Origin of the sequence: Pelosinus fermentans JBW45 (assembly GCF_000271665.2) — a bacterium.
Classification (GTDB): domain Bacteria; phylum Bacillota; class Negativicutes; order DSM-13327; family DSM-13327; genus Pelosinus; species Pelosinus baikalensis.
This window is the reverse complement of the sequence record NZ_CP010978.1, coordinates 5,132,638-5,150,528: the sequence shown is the minus strand read 5'-3', so window position 1 is coordinate 5,150,528 and position 17,891 is coordinate 5,132,638. Positions and strand designations below refer to the sequence as shown.

Sequence of the window (17,891 nt, the reverse complement as noted above, 5' to 3'; positions counted from 1 at the left end):
TATAAGACACTAATTCTCTGGATTGTTGTAAAATCCTGCCAAGGGAGTGTCTTATGGACAGAATAATTGCACTGCTATGATAAGCACGCTATCGTAATAATGAGGGGTGTGCTCATGGAAACAACATTAGGAGATCGAATAAAAGAATTACGGAGTGAGTTAACCCAAGAAGCATTAGCGACAATTCTTCAGGTTGATCGCTCCACGCTTGCTTCCTGGGAAATTAACCGTCGTGAACCGGATATTGCAACACTGCGGCGTATTGCCAGTTATTTTAAGGTAAGTATTGATTGGTTAGTCGGATTTGATGCGGAAGATTCGTCTTCAAATCAGGGGAACTGCATTCGTGAGAGTATTCCTAGCTATCAGGCAAATACGGATAAACGATGGGATAAAGTAATAACTCTTGCTGAGCAATATGGGTTTGATCCGGATCTAGTATGTCATCTTTTGGAATTAAACGTAAAATTAACGTTGTCATTGAAAAAGGATTGCTATCCTAAGAAGACGCTTTGAGGTACATATTTTTGATTTTCAATCGAGCCAGTCTGCCCACAGGATAAAGGGAAGACTGGTTTTTTCTTTATATCTTTAATATTTTCTTAACCATTTGTTAACTTAAAGAAATATAGCTCAGTGTATAATGAAACTCATATAATGAAAGAAAAAATATTTGCTGGCATCATCGGAAAATCTGATAATGAGAGGTGTCTCATGGTAAGTAAGCCTACGAAGATTATGTTCGCAATATCAGATACAGGCGGTGGACATCGCAGTGCTGCAGCATCGATTATAGCTGCACTTGATAAAGAACCGAGCATACAATCTACTATTGTTGATTTCCTACGGACAACAAATTTTCCAGGTCTTAGAAAAGCACCGGAAATTTATGATTACTGCTCGAAGAACCATGTATGGCTAAACAATTTGTTCTTTAAGAAAACGAATAGCATCAATCGTATTAAGGCACTAACAAGAATTGTATATTTTCAATCCCGCTGTAGTATAAAGCAAGCCATAGCAAATAGTAAGCCAGATGCTGTTGTGGCTGTTCATCCACTTGTCATTGGTTTATTACATCAAACGCGCAAAGCATCTTGTGGGACTTGGCCAATCATAGCTGTCGTTACCGATCTCGTTACGATACATGCGTCATGGGCAACACCAGGAGCAGATGTGTACTTGGTTCCTACACAAGACGCATTTCAATCCCTAATCCAGTACGGTATTCCCTATAGCCAGATTATCTATACCGGTTTTCCGGTACATCCTAAATTTAGAGACTTTCCTATATCAAAACAGCAAGCTTGTGGTGAACTTGGGATAAAGAATGATGCATTTACAGTTCTTCTTACAGGTGGTGGAGTGGGGGCAGGAAATATGCGTGATTGGGTACATACACTAAAAGCGCAGTGTCCTGACAAACAAATTTTGGCTATAACAGGAAATAACAAAGAGTTATATAATGAACTTAAGAAGTCAAACTCCCCTTTCGATGGACTGCATGTCTATGGTTTTGTTGATAACATGGAAAAACTGATGGCAGCAAGTGATGTAATTGTTTCCAAGGCTGGTCCTGGTACTCTTATGGAAGGCGTGACGATGAAGAAAACGTTGATTGTTACGGAAGCAGTCGGCATTCAAGAGACTGGCAATATTGACTTTATTACCAAAAACCAATTAGGCTATCACTGCCCGACTCCAAAGGAGGCATGCAAAAGAATTAACCAAATTGCTAACTCGGCTTCTTACGGTAATCTAACATACAAGGATGTATCAGCTATAAATGGTTCCCAGAATATCGCTGACATTATTCTTGATACCATGAACGCAGCAATCGCAGCCAACCCCTCTATGCAATCCCACGAAAAACAGATTTTTATCGGTGCATGAGAATAGAAGCCATTTTCCGTTTAGTGGAAATGGCTTCTGTTTTTTTATAACCGTGTTTAAATTGAATTAAAGCGATATCCTGTACCCCACAGGGTTTCAATGAATTCAGGATTGGTTGAGTCTTTTTCAATCTTTTTGCGGATTTTTTGGATATGGACTGCTACAGTGGCTACCTCACCAAAGCTTTCATTATCCCAGATGGTGTCAAAAATATGCTCTTTACTAAAAACAATATTCGGATTAGAAGCTAAAAAAAGTAAAAGCTCATATTCCTTTGTCGTCAATTGCGCTTCCTTACCATATACAAAAACTTTGTGAGATGCAGTATTAATTTCCAAGCCTTTATGCTGTATCACTTCAAGAGAGAGAGAGGATCCTTTTAGTCTCTCGTAACGCTTGAGGTGAGCCTTTATTCTTGCTACCAGTTCTGCGGGACTGAATGGCTTTGTTAAGTAATCATCTGCACCAACATCCAGCCCTCTGATTTTATCAATATCGTCTACTTTGGCAGATACGACAATCACGGGGATTTCCTGATTTTTTCGAATCTCTTTGATGATTTCAAAGCCGTCTTTATTAGGGAGCATCAAATCCACGACAACTGCGTCATATACGGATGAAGCTGCCTTTTTTAATCCCAGCATTCCATCCTGAACAATTTCTGCTTTATAGCCGTTTAGTTGCAGATAATCCCGTTCCAGTTCTGCGATATCCAGATCGTCTTCAATAATCAAAATGCGTTTCATTGTGCAATCTCCCCGTCATTTTTCTGGCAAATGGGAAGCTGAATCGAAAAACAGCTTCCTTGATTTAGGTTGCTGGAAAGTAAAATTTTTCCATCGTGTGCTTCGATAAGCTCTTTGGTAATGGCTAGGCCCAGCCCGGTACCTGCTGTTTCTTTTGGGCGTTCCGTATGGATGCGATAAAATCGGTCAAAGACAAAGGGGAGCTTTTCTGTGGGAATACCAGGTCCATTATCTTTGATGTCAATACAGACAGTGTCTTTTTGCTGATAGATGATTACTTCTATCGATAAACCCACTGTAGGACCATATTGAATGGCATTGTTCAAAATATTATTAATGGCTTGGTGAAAGCGTTTTCCATCCAAATCAACTTGGATATCTTCCTCTAGCAGCACATCATAGTAAAACTGAATATTCCGCTCGCTAAAATCAAAACGATATTCTGCAATCAAATCATCCATAAATGATTGAATCTTTGTACATTGATATTGAAACTCTAGTTTTTGCATATCTAATTTTGCGAACATGAATAAATCATCAATTAGTTTATTAACGTAAATTGCATTATGATGAATGGTTCTTAAATATTTAGTTTGGTTTTCTTTCGACGTAATGGAAGAATCCATAAGTGCTTCCACATAGCCTTGAATGGCGGTTATTGGTGTTTTGAGATCATGGGAGATATTGGCGATTAATGCCTTGCGGTTTTCTTCATACTCCATTTGGATCTTTTCATTTTCATATAATTTTTCCGTCATTTCATTAAAAGCATCAATTACGATGCCAAGATCACTGGACAGTTCATTTTTTACTTTAATCGTATAATTTCCCTTGGTGACTTCATCCAGACCCTGTTTTAAGTTAATCATGGGCTTAAATATATTCTTTTCTAAGCGCCACATAAAGAAAAAATGGATTATTTCTTTCACTGCAAGCAGCGTGGCAAAAAGGATGCCAATCTCCTTGTTACCCCCCCAGTAAAATGCTAAGTAGAGAATAACAAAGGTAAATGCAATGCCTAGTGGGCGAAGATAGCGAAAATAGGTATAGTGCTGCAGAAAACGTTCATGATGGTGCCTGTGATGATGATGAAATTGCCTAAAGGTTGCAGGGAAGTCGCCTTTGTCTTTTTTATTCAAATTGTTATGGGAATATTTTTGGTCGTCATGTCTGTGCATCAATATCACCTTTCGCTTTTTTCGAGGCCTGTTGCTACCACTATTATATTCTAAAGAAAGGGAAGGTGCAAAATGATCCCACACCTTCTCTTTCTTAGAATAAATCCCTCGACTTAAAACTGCAATCGAACACGATATGATATGGCACCTTGGTGGCATACTTTTTTACAGGCTTTGCAACGTATACACTTTAAATTTCGGATTTGCGCTTTGCCTGTTTCCGTCAGCTCAATAGCGTCTGCCGGACAAACCGCAAGACAACGATGGCAACGCGTACAACGATCGGGATGGATATAATATTGCTTAAGATGCATCGTTTTCATCTTCCCGTATAAGGATTAATTGGGCATTTGCCTTCAAATCATGTTGATGATCTTGTGCATCCAGTTGACTGCCGCCAGCTGTAACTACGACTTTTTCGACTTCATAATTCGGATTGATGAATATGCTAAGCTTTATGTCAAGATGATCTATGGAGGAAATCACCTTTATGAGTTCGTGCCCTCGATCATGGCGTCTGCCTGCATGATTGATTCTTTCGGAAAACAGTTTTTTTATATCTTCCGGAAGATCATTGGCACTTAGTGATATCATTGTGATTTTCCCTGCTCGTTCCTCAAATTGTAAAGCGTTTAAAAGACTCAAAGCGAAAGTCCATTTAGAGAATATCTCATTCAACCCTCTGCGACGGTGTGAAGAGAAGTGATGCATGTGATGCAAACAATCATGGTGCGTTCTTTCCGGCGGGCAAGGAGCTGCATCTTCTGTGTGATGCCCTTGAATCCTTCCCTCATAATCCAGCGACGCAGTCACTTTTGTTTTCATTTTCCCTGTTAATAAATTTTTTTCGAATTCATTTTGGAGAGAAAGGATCGTTGCTTGGTCTTTTTCTACTTGTACTTGCAATACACCCTTTACCTCCTCTTTGGCTTTCATTGTGTTCATAACATCGTATAAAACGCGAATCTTGTTCATGATAATAACCTCCTTGAATTTGTTATGAGGTTATTATAAGAAAAGAGTATAAACCTGCTTTAAAGGATTCTTAAAATTTTTATAAAAAAGGTTAAAAAGTTATATAAAAATAATAATGAACCGCGAAGGTCACGAAGAAATAGTACATATTTTTATTTTTCTTAGTAAAAAGAGAAGTCATCGGCCTTTATATTAGGCAGACAGCTTCTCTTTTGCTAATTGGCAGGAATGTAGCCATCACTATGGAGATCTTCATGTATGTGCTTCCAGGTTAAAGCTTTGAATTGTACAGCATCCTGCAACTCTTGCTTTGATTTTGAGAAGTAGCCTGTATTTCGAAGACTTACTGCTATTTTCATATCTTTCAGGGATTGATGGAGCATATCACAAGTTCGAAGCAGCTGTATTTTATCATCTTCATATTTGCCAGTAACGTTCAAGGAATATGTTTTACTGCGGGTGTTCTTTATTGATTCATTCAACTTCGACAAATTCGTATTCATCTCACTTGGAGTTACGCGATCATTGCTATAATCGTCAATGAACCCTTGGTACTCTTTTATATCCTTTTCAAGGGCGGTGTTGATTTCTGAAAAAGTTGTAAAAATCTCTGCAAGCTGCTCTTGGCTTTGAGGAGGAGCTGATTCTTCTTGGATGACGTCAGCAGGAGCCGCATTGACGGGAGAGGCATTAAAAATAAGCATACATAAACTGACGACGATAAGGGTCGTCCATGATTTCTTAATCATTTCTACACATCCTTTTTAACCAGAATATCATGATGGAAACAATTAGGCAATATCCGATTCCTCAGCTACAGTAAGATATATGGGCAACAAGAATCACCCAGGCTTTATGAAAAACCTGGGTGATTGGTATTTACGCCAGCGAATCCATTAGATATTATATTCAATTAATGAAATATAACGGGATAAAAATTGTTTGGTGCGATCTTCTTTTGGAAGGGGGACAAGAGGACAGGAACTTTGTCCCAAACGCAAAACCACCTGCTTTGATCAAATGATATGCCTTAAGGGGAAGAATTTTAATACCGTTTAAAAATAAATAAACTAACTGGGATAAAACTGATAAAAGTTTAATTTTTTGGAATAAAGGAATATCAAAGAGAAATTTAAATGTATTTCAAATTTGAGGAGACGATACAGTAATTGTTCCCCCAATAAAATTAATAAAAAGGAAAGGAGGAGAATATAATGGCAATACCAGCAATCAATACAAACATTAATAGCCTATACTACACGAATCTGCAAAAAAAGAATCTAGTATCTAAAAAGATTGAAGCTAATAAGCCAGAAACTGCAAAAGCAAACAATATCGTTGATGTAAAAGCGTAGCTTTTAGTAAAGAAATATGGTTCACTTTCTCCAGAGACCTTAACACTACACACTACTATCGCTAGTTTATACTCCTACTAGGAATGTATAGACTAGCGATATCTTTTGTTTAAATTAAGAAAAGCGTGGCATGTATCGAAGCTGTCACGCTTTTTTGTATATTTTAAAGAAATTCTTATGGATGCACTGATTTTGTTATTGGGCCTGCTATGCACAAGCTCCATATACCTAGAAGCATCGTCATATCTCTGGCGGTCACGCTTCGGTATTTTCCTATTATACCATGTGACAGGCACAAAGGCAGGCAGCGGGCTAACGAAATAGAGAGATGAATATATATATATGAATTACCGAATCATAGCTATTGCTCTGACTGGTGAACCATCGGCATGTTTGATCCAAAGCGGCATGCTAAAGAACTCAAAGAAATCTGCATCAATTGCATTTAAATTGCTTAAATTTTCCACGATCAATATCTCTTTATCCAGTAGAATTCGGTGAATCTCAAAATCGGTACTGGTGATTGGATCAATCGAAATCGCATCCAATCCAATTCCTTTCAGTGGGAAACTAGTCAGCCATTTGGCGGCTTCAGGGGTAAGAGTAGGATAGTTTTTGAAGTACTGCTCACTCCCCCAGTATTTACTCCACCCAGTTTTGAGAAGTAAATATTCGATCTGGTGAAGGATCGGCTCATACTTTTGGATAGCTTCCAAAGTAATCGTTTCAGATGACAACTCGGCAAATTCAGCAATTGCCGCTTGGCCGGTAAAGTGGTGAACGGAAAATGCATCTAGTGTTTTTCCACTTGCTATCATATGAGCAGGAGCATCAATATGAGTCCCTACGTGATAATTCATTGTTGCATTGGCCACTCGAAATCCGTTAGTTTCCACTCGGGCTACTTGTTGAAATTGTGGCTGCGGGGCACCTGGAAATACTGGCATTTCAGCATGGATCAGTTGTGAAAGATCAATGATTTCCATGTGTAACCTCCTCGACTTGATTGTTATTAGGTTCATGAATATTTCAATAAGAATTCTATCGTTGCAATGCGGGCTAAGAAATCCTTAAAAGACAAGGGAAAAAAGGCGTTGAATCAAATAAGTGCGAAGCAGATCCGGGGAATAACAAAGAAGAGTATGACTCTTGTCGACCTGAAAGCGGGAGGATGATGTATAAATTAATAAAACTATTTTTTCAATATAGCATCAACATATCGCTTAACTTCTTGGATGTAAATTTCATTGGGAATAAAGTTTTTTTCCAACAATTTCGCAGTTTCCTCTGTCAACTTCATGTCGGTAGCAATTTCTTTACCTGCAGTTTCTAGTACTTTCAGATAGCTAGAAATAATAGGCCTCACCGCAGCTTCGCTGGTACTCAGAAGAGCACCCTGTGAAGCATATATTTCACCGATTATCTCAGTATTTATATTGCGCGCATGTCTTCTAATCCAGTGAGAGATCACTTGAAAGTGGGATCTTTCGGGATAGCCGCAGTTGGCTATCATTATAAGTTTCGGAGGTAAACTGGTTGTTAAATGTCGGCATTCCCCATCTTTATCCGTTCCCCAATAAGGACTGGCTGTCACTATCATTCGGTCCATAAAGACTTTTAACATACTTGAGATATTGTCAAAATAGAGCGGTGTAGCTAATACACGAATATCTGCGCCTTCCATAAGAGCTATTATCTCAGCCATATCATCTTTAATCACGCACTTTCCTGGACTATTGAACCAACAGGCCTTACAAGCCTTGCAAAATTTAATTTCCTTTTCCGCCAAAAAAATATTTGCTGTTTCCGCCCCTGCTTCTTGCGCTCCTTTTAAAAGGGCGGTAACTATTATATTGGTATTGCCATCTTTTCCTCTATGACTTCCATTAATAACTACAATTTTCATTAATCCACCTTCTCTCACGTAATCTATAAACAATTATATCAAACAATTCCAAAATTTTACAGTTTTAAATTTTCAGCAGATCTATAGTATAATATTCATAGAAAATAGTGCGTTTAAAATCACTTTATGTTCAATGATATAACACATGCTATTATTAGCTACAGACCTAATCACAAATACTAGGGTAGACCCTGAAAACGTCTAGTTCTTGACAGTTCCTATATGTGGGACTATAATTATTAAAAATAACATAGTCGCAAAACTGCATAAACAACCATGCGGTAGGTGGACTTTCTGAAAATCTAAATTTTCATTTCGCCACTCATCTCTTTATTAAGGGATGGGTGGCGTTTTTATTTTATGCAACAGGAGGATTTTGGATGATGGGACTTTGGAAATATTCGATTCTAGTTTTTCTTGGTGGATGTTCATATGGCGTTGTTTCAACCTTTGTGAAGCTTGCATACAGAGAGAGTTTCATAGTCAGTGAGGTAACTGGCAGTCAATATTTTTGTGGAGCAGTTATGTTATGGATGGTGGCCGCCTTTGTTCCTAAGATAAAACTATCAGCGAAACAATGGATGCTTCTTCTTATCAGTGGGATGCCAATGGGGTTAACGGGTATTTTTTATAATCAATCCCTTGGATATATTAATGCTTCATTGGCAATCATTCTACTTTTGCAATTTATCTGGATAAGCCTTGGTTTACGGTATGTACTTGATAATAATATTCCGAGCCGAAAAAATATTATTGCGATTGGGATTATACTTTTTGGTTCGGTCCTTGCTTCTGGCGTTCTTAAAAGCGGCATTTCTTTTTCCTGGATTGGAATACTATGGGGACTATCTGCTGCACTATCCTTTGCTACTTTTATTTATGTGAGTGGACTTAGCAGCATTCCTGTCCACCCGATCTATAAAAGTGCAATTATGACGAGTGGAGCGACCATAGTTGTTTTTGTACTGATGCCCCCGGCATTTCTCTTTAATGGAGTACTGGCAAAGGGGCTTATTAGCTATGGAATTTTTACAGGACTCTTTGGGTCAGTGATTCCACCAATATTGTTCAATATTGGTATGCCCAAAGTGCGCAGTTTAGGTAATATCTTGAGTGCTTCGGAACTGCCAATGGCTGTACTCATGTCTACGCTGGTTCTCCGTGAAACTGTGCACTCTTCACAATGGATCGGCATTCTATTTATTCTCCTGGGAATTGTATATCCCAATTTAGAAAAAAAACGACTTTCATCTACCTATTTGGTACAAGAAAAATCGTAAAGGAATAAGTCGAATAGTTCATTAGTAAAATTCATAATATCCACGTAACGATCTAGTCCACGCATAGATTATTCAACCGCAGGGTAATCTAAGGCTGATGCGAAAAAAGGGAGGAGACTTCCATGGATATTATTGACATGATTCATAACTCTACATTTGAATTGTGGGGATACCAACTCACAGATTGGTATATAAATCTCTTTACGGTTCGGTGGTGGTTTATCATTGGCAGTATCGCAATCGCATATGCAATTTGGTGGAAGTATGTGAATAAACGTTATTTAACGCAAATACTCTTGTTCGGCTCGTTTATAGCGGTTTTCAGGTTAATTATGGATGATGCTGGATCCTCTGCTGCTCTTTGGAGCTACAGTGTAAAACCATTACCTTTTGGTCAAGCATTATTTTTGAACGATTTAACGATTGTGCCATTAGGATTTATGTTAGTATACCAATATTGTCGGTCATGGAAAAAATTCTTCCTCTGGACCGTTATCGTTGAAGCGGGTTACTCTTTTCTCCTTCTTCCAGTGCTAGTAAAATTTGATATTCTTCGGCTGTACAATTGGCAGTATTACTACACTTTTTTTATTATGACAATCGTCGCAATCGTTATGCGGGCGATCCTTCTTACTGTTTTGAAAATAGAACAAAAACATGAGTTCGGATATTCTAGCAACTCCTTAATGCCAACGATGCAACCCGCAATGAAACCACTGGACGAAGAGAATAAGAATCGGAAGGATTAAAGTAGGGTATAAATTTTTACAATTATCAAAATTGTGCCTTTTAACGGAATAAACTTTCTAATTGACAATGATTATTGATTGTTATATATTTACATTAAAGCTACTAATTCAGTTCGAAAGGAGTGATTATAATGGCTAATACCTGTTGTCACGACGGATATTGTGAAACAACAAGGAAAGAAGATCCCAACGAGAGCTTTGATAAGAAAGTCATAATTGGTGGATATATCTTATTCTTGCTTGCTTTAACAGCGATTGTATTGTATGGAGTTTCTATAGGAGTTTATATAGATCCTGCAACTCTAACTTAACTTTTAGTCCTCGCACTTGAATAAAAATATTTTGCATATTTATCATATAATCATAAACAAGTAGCACCGATAATCCGGTGCTACTTGTTATTTTCTCATATAAGGATTTTGTACTTCTGTTGTATTAAAGAATGCTGCGATATCCACGTCTAAACCTTCGGCGATCAACAAAAGCATATCAAGTGAAAAGCTTATATTTGTATTTAGAGCCTCTATTTTAGAAAGATGACTTGTGCTAACTTCAATTTTTGCTGCAAGTTCCTCCTGACTCAAACCACGAAGATTACGATAAAATGCAATCTTTCTACCAATTTCTCTATATACTGAAAAAAATTTATCGGTATCTTTTTTTCGCACAAGGTTACACTCCCAATAATTAGTACTATTAATTATAGAGAGCAATGCAAATTTTTGCACTTCTTTAAAATGGAATAAATATTTCTAACACAAAGAAAGATATGGTATAATGTGGAATACTGAGTAATTTTTAAAAAGGAATGGTTATGTGAGTTATAAACTATCAGTTCAAAAGAAAATAGAATATGATAAAATATGTAATACCATCTCAGAGTTAAGTCAGGAGATTGATAGCTTAAAAAAAGAAAATAAAGATACCTCTGAGATTGATAAACAACTTGAAACTATACTGAATAAATGTGCTGAATTTATTCGGAAAGAATTTTATAACAGAAATATCTAAGATAACTTAAGTTGAACGCTGCGTTCGGCTTTTTCTTTTTGTACAAATTTATATCTACAAGCAAGATCCTCTGATGTTATATCTTTAAAATTAGTTTTTATTGAAGTGCTTACAAAAGAAGGTGTTTCGATATTGGGTTGGTGTTAAAGATTCCATTTTTTTAAAGAGCTTCATGAAGTTTTTCTCATCAATAAACCCAGTGGCATTTGCAATTTCTTTAATGTTTGCCGAAGAATTAAGCAGTAGTTGTTTTGCCTCAGAGATTTTTAATCGATTCAAATATTTAAGCAGTGGATAACCAGTGAACTTTTTGAAAACTAAGGAAAGATAATCGGGATTATAACCAAATTTATCAGCAATTTTTTTTACGGAAAGGTCCGTATTGTAATTGACTCTAATCCATTCAGCTATTTCTGCGATTTTGTAATTGCTGTTTGAAATGTCCTGTATTTTGGGGGTAGAAGTATCGATGAAGTTTTGTGAAAGCTCCATAAGCAGCAAACTCAGTGTATAGTTGGTGACGATGGTTTTAGAATAGTAATTGCGGTTGGATAAATCCAATAGTTGATTAAAAATCAGGTCAATGCGATTTTTAATCAGAATTTCTCCGAATTGAGGCAGGATGTAATACGTTTTAAGAATGCTATCGGCGACAGTGTTTTTTTCAATATGCAGATATTGGTTCATTTGCTGTTCTGTCAGAAATTTGTACTGGTTATGACATGTTTGAAAATGGCACCAGTAATAGTGAAGTCCGGGCTCTGATTCACGGTAGCCATAGTGCTCGTGCCCAGGAAATAGCAGCATAAACTGGTTTGGTTTTAATTCATAAGGCTGATCATCTTGGGCGATATATAAGGTACCTTTAGAGCCGACCAGAAGAACAAAGGTGTCAAGGTTTCTTCGTAAATGCAAAAAAGGCTCATCGCTGATCAGCTTTCCGCAAGAAAAATATTTCAAGGGATATTTGTTTTTTGCAATACAATACATCATATAGGATTTCACCACCTATTCTAATATAATGCTGGTTGTATGACAGTTATACCCATATTATACTATGGGTATAGCAAACACAATATATTGTTTTTCTATAAGGATTCCTTTTATTAATAGAAAGCTGAAAATTATGAATAAATTTGTAATTTCGAAGGTGTTTATATTGTTTTAGACACCTTAATAAATTGCGCGCAAAATGCAAATATAGTAAAGAGGAGAATTTCTATGGATGATAAGCAATTTTCAAAACCTGTCTCAATTACCGAAGTGAAAATTAAGGATCAATTTTGGCAAACGTTAATGGAACTAATTCGAACGCAAGTGATTCCCTATCAGTGGGATGCATTGAATGATCAAATAGAAGGTGCCGAACCAAGTCATTGTATGAAGAATTTTAAAATTGCTGCAGGTTTGGAAGAAGGAAAGTTTGCAGGGCGTGTTTTTCAGGATAGTGATTTTGCCAAATGGATAGAAGCTGTAGGGTATTGTTTGGTGTGGCATAAGGATTCGGCCTTAGAAAAGGTGGCGGATGCAGCAATTGATATCGTTTGTGCTGCACAGCAAGCAGATGGTTATCTGAATACATATTACATTTTAAATGGTCTCGATAAGCGATGGACCAATTTACAGGATAATCACGAATTGTATTGCCTGGGTCATATGATTGAAGGTGCAATTTCTTACTATCAGGCAACCGGTAAGGATAAATTATTAAAGGCTGCAATCCGATATGTCGATTATGTAGATACGATTTTAGGTCCTGAACAAGGGAAAAAGCATGGTTACCCTGGACATGAAGTGATTGAATTGGCGCTGGTGAAACTCTATCAGATCACAAAGGATGAAAAGCATTTGAAATTAGCAAAATATTTTATCGATGAAAGAGGTCAGCAGCCTTTATATTTTCAAGAAGAAACAAAACGTTATGGCAATGACTTTCCGTGGAAAGACAGCTACTTTCAGTATAAGTATTACCAGGCAGATCAGCCAGTACGCAGTCAACAGGTGGCAGAAGGTCACGCAGTGAGAGCGACGTATTTGTATTCCGGCATGGCGGACGTAGCACGATTAACCAAAGACGAAGAATTGTATGCAGCCTGCAAACGTATCTGGAACAATATGACTCAGCGTCAGATGTATATTACTGGAAGTATTGGTGCTTCAGCTTATGGTGAATCGTTTACCTATGATTATGATTTACCAAACGATACCGTTTACGGTGAAACCTGCGCTTCGATTGGTGCTGTTTTCTTTGCCCGCAGGATGCTCGAAATTTCTCCTGAAGGGGAGTATGCGGATGTCATTGAAAAAGAGTTATTTAATGGAATTCTGAGCGGTATGTCCATGGATGGTAAGAGCTTTTTTTATGTAAATCCCCTTGAGGTTGTACCAGAAGCATCTAAGAAAGATCAATTGCACCATCATGTAGAAGTTGAGCGGCAAAAATGGTTTGGTTGTGCATGTTGTCCACCGAATATCGCACGATTGTTTGCATCTCTTGGAAGTTACATTTATTCGTATTCGGCGAAAAGCAATACGTTATGGCTGCACCTCTATATCGGTGGTGAATTGACCCATACATTTGATAGCCAAGAAGTTAATTTTACAGTAGCGACCAATTACCCATGGGATGAAGATGTAGAGATTACAGTTTCGTTAGCAGAAAGCAAAGAGTTTACGTATGCGTTGAGGATTCCAGGTTGGTGTAAAGCGTATGAAGTTAACGTTAACGGAGAAAAAACGAATGCGCCAATTGTCAATGGCTATGCATATTTGCAGCGAGAATGGAAAAATGGAGATGTCATTCATCTGCATTTTGCTATGCCGATAGAAGTTATGCAGGCGAATCCGAGGGTAAGAGAAGACCTTGGCAAGGTAGCAATGATGAGAGGACCTATTGTATATTGTCTTGAAGAAGCGGATAATGGTCCGAATTTGCATCGAATATACCTTTGCGATACGCAAAATTTTCACGTTCAATTTGAACCGGATTTATTGGGTGGTGTTGTTAGCATTATCTCTAGTGGGAAAATGTTAGACGAAAAATCATGGAAAGAAAATACAATATATCAATCGTATCGCGAGCCTGTATGGCAAATAAAAAAGTTAAAATGGATTCCCTATTATGCATGGAGCAATCGTACACCTGGAGAAATGACCGTGTGGGTTAAATACTGACGATCAACTTTATCTTAGAGACTGCATAAATTCATCTGTTTTTATATGAAGCATTTTTATTGGCATTCTATAATAAACAAAAATTCTTTCTGAAAAATTGAATGGATGGGAGAAATGAATTATGGATTCTAAGCTTAATGATATACAACCAAATTTGCTGAATACGAAAAGAGTGGAACCTGATACATTACCGCTAAAACAGCGCGTCAGTTATGGAATGCTGGATGCTGCAGGAAATCTGCTGTATTGTTTTGCAACATCCTATATTCTCTACTTTTATACTGATGTAGCAGGCATTTCAATCGTAACCGCCGGAATGATTCTGCTTCTTGCAAGGATTATTGATGGCATAGATGCTCCAGTTTGGGGAATTATCATTGATAAGACGCATTCAAAATACGGGAAATGCCGACCCTGGTTTCTTTGGTTGGCAATGCCGTTTGCTGTTTTCAGTGTTTTGATGTTTTATGTACCAGATGTAAGTCCGACAATGAAAATTGTCTATGTGGGAGTTACTTATTTCGTTGCTAATATTATATTTACTGGATTCAATACGCCAATCACAGCAATTTTGCCATCGCTTACGCCTCAGCCAAAAGAACGTCTTGTGTTGAATTCGTTTCGTATGGTTGGCGGGCAGGTGGGATTTTTTCTGATGAATGTAGCCGCACTTCCTCTGGTTGCTTTTTTAGGTAAGGGCGACGATAAACAGGGATTTTTCTTTACTTCAATCATCTTTGGTGTTGTTTTTGTATTGATGGCATTCTATGCATTTCAGAATGTAAGAGAAAAATATACAGTAAAACAGGAAGAAAAAATTCCCTTGAAAAACAGTTTTCTTGCGATCAAAGGCAATTGGCCATGGGTGATTATGACAGCCAGTAATTTGCTTTTTTGGATTGCAATGATGGGAAGAACTTCATCGGTAATTTATTATTTTACCTATAATATGGGACAAAAAGACATGGTTGCTTTTGTAAACAGTATTGCCTCTTTGCAAATTATTGCAATGGTTGCAATTCCCTTTATCTGCAAAGTGGTAAGTAAGCGGAATACGTGGATTATGGGATTGGCAGCAGCTATTATCGGTCAGATGATTATGTTCCTTTCTGGCAGTAATCTTACGGGCGTAATTATTGGCTGGATTTTATCTAATATGGGCGGTGGAATTGCTTGTGCAATGCCTTTTGCAATGCTAGGATCGGCAGTTGACTTTGGCGAATGGAAAACGGGAATTCGTTCTGCCGGATTTCTTACAGCAATCGGCAGTACATTCTGTATTAAAGCAGGCAGTGGCATCGGTGCTGCTATCCCTGCGTGGATTATGGATTTATATGGCTATATTCCAAATCAGGTTCAGACGATTTCTAGTTTGACAGGCATTAAATTTGCATTTATCTGGTTTCCAGCAAGTGTATTTCTGTTGGCCATTATTCCACTTCTGTTTTATACTAAATTTGAACAAATGGAAGGCCAGGTTCTTATAGAGTTAGGTAAAAAGTGACTAATCTGTAACATTGTTGTTACATCAATGGATTACAATAAAGCAATAAATACCAGATAGGAGTGATTTCTCATGAAAAGCATGGTTAAAAAAATAGCTATATTGTCAATGGCAGGTATGATGCAAGTCGGATTTGGCGCATCGTTAATAGAAGCTTCACCGCTACATACTGAACGATCCTCTGTGCAGCAGCAAGATGATCGAAAACAGATTGAAAATGAAAGACATGAGCGTGAAATGAAGCGACGTCCAAATGAGAGTGAACGGGAGTGGCATGAACGTCAGAAACTTGAAAATCAACGACACAAAGAAAATCTAAGGTGAAGTGTCTATGATATTTTGATTCTTGAGTAAGAAAGATTATGGGGATGAATGATTTAATGGAAAAAGAAGCGGAGAAAATCGTTTAGGATTTTTTCCGCTTCTTTTTCAAATATGTCCTTTTATCTGTCTGTCATTATAAAGAAATCCCCTTAAAAATAGGCATCAGATGTCTTTTCTGAACTTTGAAATTCTCAGAGGAAAGAAGCTGTTGAATCGTCAGCGTGACCTTACAAGGAGAAGAGAGTTTTTTGTCATATTCTCGTCACAAGTTTATAGTAATATATTGTTTACTTGTGTCAAAAATATTATCGATGAGGAGTGCTTGTTTTGAAAAACAGAAGGATTTTCCTACTAATTCTCGGTTCTTTTCTTTTCGTAAACCTGTTTCATTTTAACACTGCGGCGGCAACTGCAAAGTACCTTATTTCTGGGAAAATAACAGATTTAAATTTGAGACCAATTGATGGAGCAAAAATAGTGTTCGAACTGGAAGGAGGCTTAAATAGTATACAAGTTGCAAAGACTAACAATCGAGGTAATTATTCAATTTATTTGCCAGTAACAAACAAAGTATACTGGGTAACGATAGGTAAAGAAAAATACAAAACATACCGCGGAAAAATTCAATTAAAAGATGGTAGTGATAACTTTAATTTTATTTTACATAAATAATATATTAACATATGTCTTCATTCTACCCTTTTGGGTCCTGTATTTCTACAATTTTAAATTTCCTGCTTCTGAGTAATTCTCAGAACCTTTGATTACATAAGTAAGGATATCAGATTCGAACATGCGACCTACTCATTACGAATGAGTAGGTCGCATGTATAAACTACTTGACGGAAAAAGAAGCGAAGAAAATCATTTTACGATTTCTCCCGCTTCTTTTCTTGTTTTACATCGTGGAATATAATTTTTAGTGACGCTTTGATTTTGGCTTTATCTTCCTCTGTAAGTAATTTGCCATCCAATAGTACTTCTGGCTGTTTGAGGAATTCAATTAAATCTTTGCATTTTGCTTCTTTGGATTGGATTAGGGGAATTTCATCGCTAGTAATATCCATAGATAGGTCAACTAGTTTTTTTATGCTTATTCCAGCTCCAAGAGAAATTTTATTGAGAGTCTCAACTGTAGGACGCACTGTTTTATTAGTTCGAGGGTCAACACCTTTTTCTATACTATCTATGTGAGTGTGGCTTATTCCGCACAATTTAGCAAAATCACGAAGTGACATATTGCCACGTATATTTTTTATATAATTGCCCAACTTATTGGAGCTCATTAGAATCACCTCATGTATAAAGTGTAAACCATACAGGACACAAAATATATAAAGATAGTGATGAAATAGTGTTGTTTATGATTGACGGGAGGATATTTGTTGTGTATGATTTACCTGTAAATCGTACACAACAAATAATGGAGGGGATTGTAATGAGATTCTTGCACAAATCTATTGAAGATCCATTTGTGAGCAATCTAGTAAACGAGTTAGATGGTTTTATTGATGACCGACGCAATAGAGCTTTTCGTCAGTATCATAAAACAGAGGAATATCAAAAGATGGCAGCAGAGATTAAGAGGTTCCGTGAACCGCTTAGTTTATTTGATGAAGAACTGTTAGAGCAGTATGAAACGGCAGTATTCCAAGAGCAAAACTATGCTAGTACTCACGAATATTTGCAAGGGGTACTCGATGGTATGCCCTGCGGAATGTATTTTATAGTTTGCATTTGAATGAACCAGCCAAGTAGTGTCATGTTGACGCTGCAAAACTTTATGCAGGTAATCG

22 protein-coding genes are annotated in these 17,891 nt (G+C 37.3%); 12 read left to right on the top strand and 10 right to left on the bottom strand.

The window, feature by feature from the left end:
* The first annotated feature begins 114 nt into the window (after positions 1-114).
* Both JBW_RS22765 and JBW_RS22760 read left to right on the top strand, forming a co-directional pair.
* Positions 115-516: a helix-turn-helix transcriptional regulator gene (locus JBW_RS22765; protein WP_007955007.1), complete on the top strand. Its 402-nt coding sequence runs from the start codon at positions 115-117 to the stop codon at positions 514-516.
* A gap of 141 nt (positions 517-657) precedes the next feature.
* Positions 658-1,893 (top strand): MGDG synthase family glycosyltransferase, encoded by a 1,236-nt coding sequence (locus JBW_RS22760; protein WP_235334098.1) that lies wholly within the window; start codon positions 658-660, stop codon positions 1,891-1,893.
* A 56-nt stretch (positions 1,894-1,949) separates the two neighbouring features.
* Here the strand turns inward: JBW_RS22760 and JBW_RS22755 are convergent, their stop codons facing one another.
* From JBW_RS22755 to JBW_RS22740, 5 genes are all read right to left on the bottom strand, one after another.
* A complete protein-coding gene (locus JBW_RS22755; protein WP_007955010.1) occupies positions 1,950-2,639 on the bottom strand; it encodes a response regulator transcription factor in 690 nt (229 codons plus the stop codon).
* Positions 2,636-3,817 carry a sensor histidine kinase gene (locus tag JBW_RS22750; protein ID WP_007955013.1) on the bottom strand — a complete coding sequence of 394 codons (1,182 nt, stop codon included), beginning with the start codon at positions 3,815-3,817 and terminating at the stop codon, positions 2,636-2,638. The genes JBW_RS22755 and JBW_RS22750 overlap by 4 nt, the downstream gene beginning before the upstream one ends.
* Positions 3,818-3,930: 113 nt before the next feature.
* Positions 3,931-4,131 carry a 4Fe-4S dicluster domain-containing protein gene (locus JBW_RS26275; protein WP_071882508.1) on the bottom strand — a complete coding sequence of 67 codons (201 nt, stop codon included), beginning with the start codon at positions 4,129-4,131 and terminating at the stop codon, positions 3,931-3,933.
* The gene (locus tag JBW_RS22745; RefSeq protein ID WP_007955015.1) at positions 4,121-4,792 is read right to left on the bottom strand and encodes a hypothetical protein; all 672 of its coding nucleotides are present in this window, start codon (positions 4,790-4,792) and stop codon (positions 4,121-4,123) included. The genes JBW_RS26275 and JBW_RS22745 overlap by 11 nt, the downstream gene beginning before the upstream one ends.
* A gap of 215 nt (positions 4,793-5,007) precedes the next feature.
* Positions 5,008-5,541 carry a hypothetical protein gene (locus JBW_RS22740; protein ID WP_007955019.1) on the bottom strand — a complete coding sequence of 178 codons (534 nt, stop codon included), beginning with the start codon at positions 5,539-5,541 and terminating at the stop codon, positions 5,008-5,010.
* A gap of 465 nt (positions 5,542-6,006) precedes the next feature.
* On the opposite strand from JBW_RS22740, the gene JBW_RS25505 reads away from it, so the two are divergent.
* A complete protein-coding gene (locus JBW_RS25505; RefSeq protein ID WP_007955020.1) occupies positions 6,007-6,147 on the top strand; it encodes a hypothetical protein in 141 nt (46 codons plus the stop codon).
* Positions 6,148-6,494: 347 nt separating this feature from the next.
* On the opposite strand, the gene JBW_RS22735 is transcribed toward JBW_RS25505, so the two are convergent.
* Positions 6,495-7,133, bottom strand: coding sequence for a cyclase family protein (locus tag JBW_RS22735; protein WP_007955021.1), 639 nt, complete (start codon positions 7,131-7,133; stop codon positions 6,495-6,497).
* 206 nt (positions 7,134-7,339) lie between these two features.
* Positions 7,340-8,053: a flavodoxin family protein gene (locus JBW_RS22730; protein ID WP_007955022.1), complete on the bottom strand. Its 714-nt coding sequence runs from the start codon at positions 8,051-8,053 to the stop codon at positions 7,340-7,342.
* Positions 8,054-8,433: 380 nt separating this feature from the next.
* Between JBW_RS22730 and JBW_RS22725 the strand changes: the two genes are divergently transcribed.
* The 3 genes from JBW_RS22725 to JBW_RS22715 all read left to right on the top strand — a co-directional run bounded on the left by JBW_RS22725 (position 8,434) and on the right by JBW_RS22715 (position 10,393).
* The gene (locus tag JBW_RS22725; RefSeq protein ID WP_007955023.1) at positions 8,434-9,333 is read left to right on the top strand and encodes an EamA family transporter; all 900 of its coding nucleotides are present in this window, start codon (positions 8,434-8,436) and stop codon (positions 9,331-9,333) included.
* Between the two features lie 122 nt (positions 9,334-9,455).
* The gene (locus JBW_RS22720; RefSeq protein ID WP_007955024.1) at positions 9,456-10,082 is read left to right on the top strand and encodes a CBO0543 family protein; all 627 of its coding nucleotides are present in this window, start codon (positions 9,456-9,458) and stop codon (positions 10,080-10,082) included.
* 131 nt (positions 10,083-10,213) lie between these two features.
* Positions 10,214-10,393: a hypothetical protein gene (locus JBW_RS22715; protein WP_007955025.1), complete on the top strand. Its 180-nt coding sequence runs from the start codon at positions 10,214-10,216 to the stop codon at positions 10,391-10,393.
* An 87-nt stretch (positions 10,394-10,480) separates the two neighbouring features.
* Here JBW_RS22715 and JBW_RS22710 read toward each other — a convergent pair whose 3' ends face one another.
* On the bottom strand, positions 10,481-10,750 hold the full coding sequence (locus JBW_RS22710) for a helix-turn-helix domain-containing protein (protein WP_007955026.1): 270 nt from the start codon (positions 10,748-10,750) through the stop codon (positions 10,481-10,483).
* A gap of 148 nt (positions 10,751-10,898) precedes the next feature.
* Here JBW_RS22710 and JBW_RS22705 point away from each other — a divergent pair, with 148 nt between their 5' ends.
* Complete coding sequence (locus tag JBW_RS22705) at positions 10,899-11,093, top strand: hypothetical protein (RefSeq protein WP_007955027.1); 195 nt, start codon at positions 10,899-10,901, stop codon at positions 11,091-11,093.
* Positions 11,094-11,183: 90 nt separating this feature from the next.
* On the opposite strand, the gene JBW_RS22700 is transcribed toward JBW_RS22705, so the two are convergent.
* Positions 11,184-12,086, bottom strand: coding sequence for a helix-turn-helix domain-containing protein (locus JBW_RS22700; RefSeq protein WP_007955028.1), 903 nt, complete (start codon positions 12,084-12,086; stop codon positions 11,184-11,186).
* A gap of 228 nt (positions 12,087-12,314) precedes the next feature.
* Between JBW_RS22700 and JBW_RS22695 the strand changes: the two genes are divergently transcribed.
* The 4 genes from JBW_RS22695 to JBW_RS22680 all read left to right on the top strand — a co-directional run bounded on the left by JBW_RS22695 (position 12,315) and on the right by JBW_RS22680 (position 16,767).
* Entirely contained in the window at positions 12,315-14,267 is a 1,953-nt protein-coding gene (locus tag JBW_RS22695) for a glycoside hydrolase family 127 protein (protein ID WP_007955029.1), read from the top strand.
* A 121-nt stretch (positions 14,268-14,388) separates the two neighbouring features.
* Positions 14,389-15,771, top strand: a complete 1,383-nt coding sequence (locus JBW_RS22690; protein ID WP_007955030.1) for an MFS transporter — start codon at positions 14,389-14,391, stop codon at positions 15,769-15,771.
* Between the two features lie 72 nt (positions 15,772-15,843).
* Positions 15,844-16,095, top strand: a complete 252-nt coding sequence (locus JBW_RS22685; RefSeq protein WP_007955031.1) for a hypothetical protein — start codon at positions 15,844-15,846, stop codon at positions 16,093-16,095.
* 327 nt (positions 16,096-16,422) lie between these two features.
* Entirely contained in the window at positions 16,423-16,767 is a 345-nt protein-coding gene (locus JBW_RS22680; protein ID WP_007955032.1) for a carboxypeptidase-like regulatory domain-containing protein, read from the top strand.
* Between the two features lie 197 nt (positions 16,768-16,964).
* Here the strand turns inward: JBW_RS22680 and JBW_RS22675 are convergent, their stop codons facing one another.
* The gene (locus JBW_RS22675) at positions 16,965-17,333 is read right to left on the bottom strand and encodes a helix-turn-helix domain-containing protein (protein WP_144408501.1); all 369 of its coding nucleotides are present in this window, start codon (positions 17,331-17,333) and stop codon (positions 16,965-16,967) included.
* Positions 17,334-17,482: 149 nt separating this feature from the next.
* Here JBW_RS22675 and JBW_RS22670 point away from each other — a divergent pair, with 149 nt between their 5' ends.
* Positions 17,483-17,836, top strand: coding sequence for a hypothetical protein (locus JBW_RS22670; protein WP_007955035.1), 354 nt, complete (start codon positions 17,483-17,485; stop codon positions 17,834-17,836).
* Positions 17,837-17,891 lie beyond the last annotated feature (55 nt).

What these genes read in the sequence shown, in the direction of transcription:
- JBW_RS22735 (WP_007955021.1), bottom strand. Translation starts at nt 7,133, where the DNA reads ATGGAAATCATTGATCTTTCACAACTGATCCATGCTGAAATGCCAGTA.
- JBW_RS22700 (WP_007955028.1), bottom strand. Translation starts at nt 12,086, where the DNA reads ATGATGTATTGTATTGCAAAAAACAAATATCCCTTGAAATATTTTTCT.
- JBW_RS22765 (WP_007955007.1), top strand. Translation starts at nt 115, where the DNA reads ATGGAAACAACATTAGGAGATCGAATAAAAGAATTACGGAGTGAGTTA.
- JBW_RS22730 (WP_007955022.1), bottom strand. Translation starts at nt 8,053, where the DNA reads ATGAAAATTGTAGTTATTAATGGAAGTCATAGAGGAAAAGATGGCAAT.
- JBW_RS25505 (WP_007955020.1), top strand. Translation starts at nt 6,007, where the DNA reads ATGGCAATACCAGCAATCAATACAAACATTAATAGCCTATACTACACG.
- JBW_RS22685 (WP_007955031.1), top strand. Translation starts at nt 15,844, where the DNA reads ATGAAAAGCATGGTTAAAAAAATAGCTATATTGTCAATGGCAGGTATG.
- JBW_RS22740 (WP_007955019.1), bottom strand. Translation starts at nt 5,541, where the DNA reads ATGATTAAGAAATCATGGACGACCCTTATCGTCGTCAGTTTATGTATG.
- JBW_RS22725 (WP_007955023.1), top strand. Translation starts at nt 8,434, where the DNA reads ATGATGGGACTTTGGAAATATTCGATTCTAGTTTTTCTTGGTGGATGT.
- JBW_RS22760 (WP_235334098.1), top strand. Translation starts at nt 658, where the DNA reads ATGAAAGAAAAAATATTTGCTGGCATCATCGGAAAATCTGATAATGAG.
- JBW_RS22695 (WP_007955029.1), top strand. Translation starts at nt 12,315, where the DNA reads ATGGATGATAAGCAATTTTCAAAACCTGTCTCAATTACCGAAGTGAAA.
- JBW_RS22715 (WP_007955025.1), top strand. Translation starts at nt 10,214, where the DNA reads ATGGCTAATACCTGTTGTCACGACGGATATTGTGAAACAACAAGGAAA.
- JBW_RS22720 (WP_007955024.1), top strand. Translation starts at nt 9,456, where the DNA reads ATGGATATTATTGACATGATTCATAACTCTACATTTGAATTGTGGGGA.
- JBW_RS22690 (WP_007955030.1), top strand. Translation starts at nt 14,389, where the DNA reads ATGGATTCTAAGCTTAATGATATACAACCAAATTTGCTGAATACGAAA.
- JBW_RS22675 (WP_144408501.1), bottom strand. Translation starts at nt 17,333, where the DNA reads ATGTCACTTCGTGATTTTGCTAAATTGTGCGGAATAAGCCACACTCAC.
- JBW_RS22750 (WP_007955013.1), bottom strand. Translation starts at nt 3,817, where the DNA reads ATGCACAGACATGACGACCAAAAATATTCCCATAACAATTTGAATAAA.
- JBW_RS22745 (WP_007955015.1), bottom strand. Translation starts at nt 4,792, where the DNA reads ATGAACAAGATTCGCGTTTTATACGATGTTATGAACACAATGAAAGCC.
- JBW_RS26275 (WP_071882508.1), bottom strand. Translation starts at nt 4,131, where the DNA reads ATGCATCTTAAGCAATATTATATCCATCCCGATCGTTGTACGCGTTGC.
- JBW_RS22755 (WP_007955010.1), bottom strand. Translation starts at nt 2,639, where the DNA reads ATGAAACGCATTTTGATTATTGAAGACGATCTGGATATCGCAGAACTG.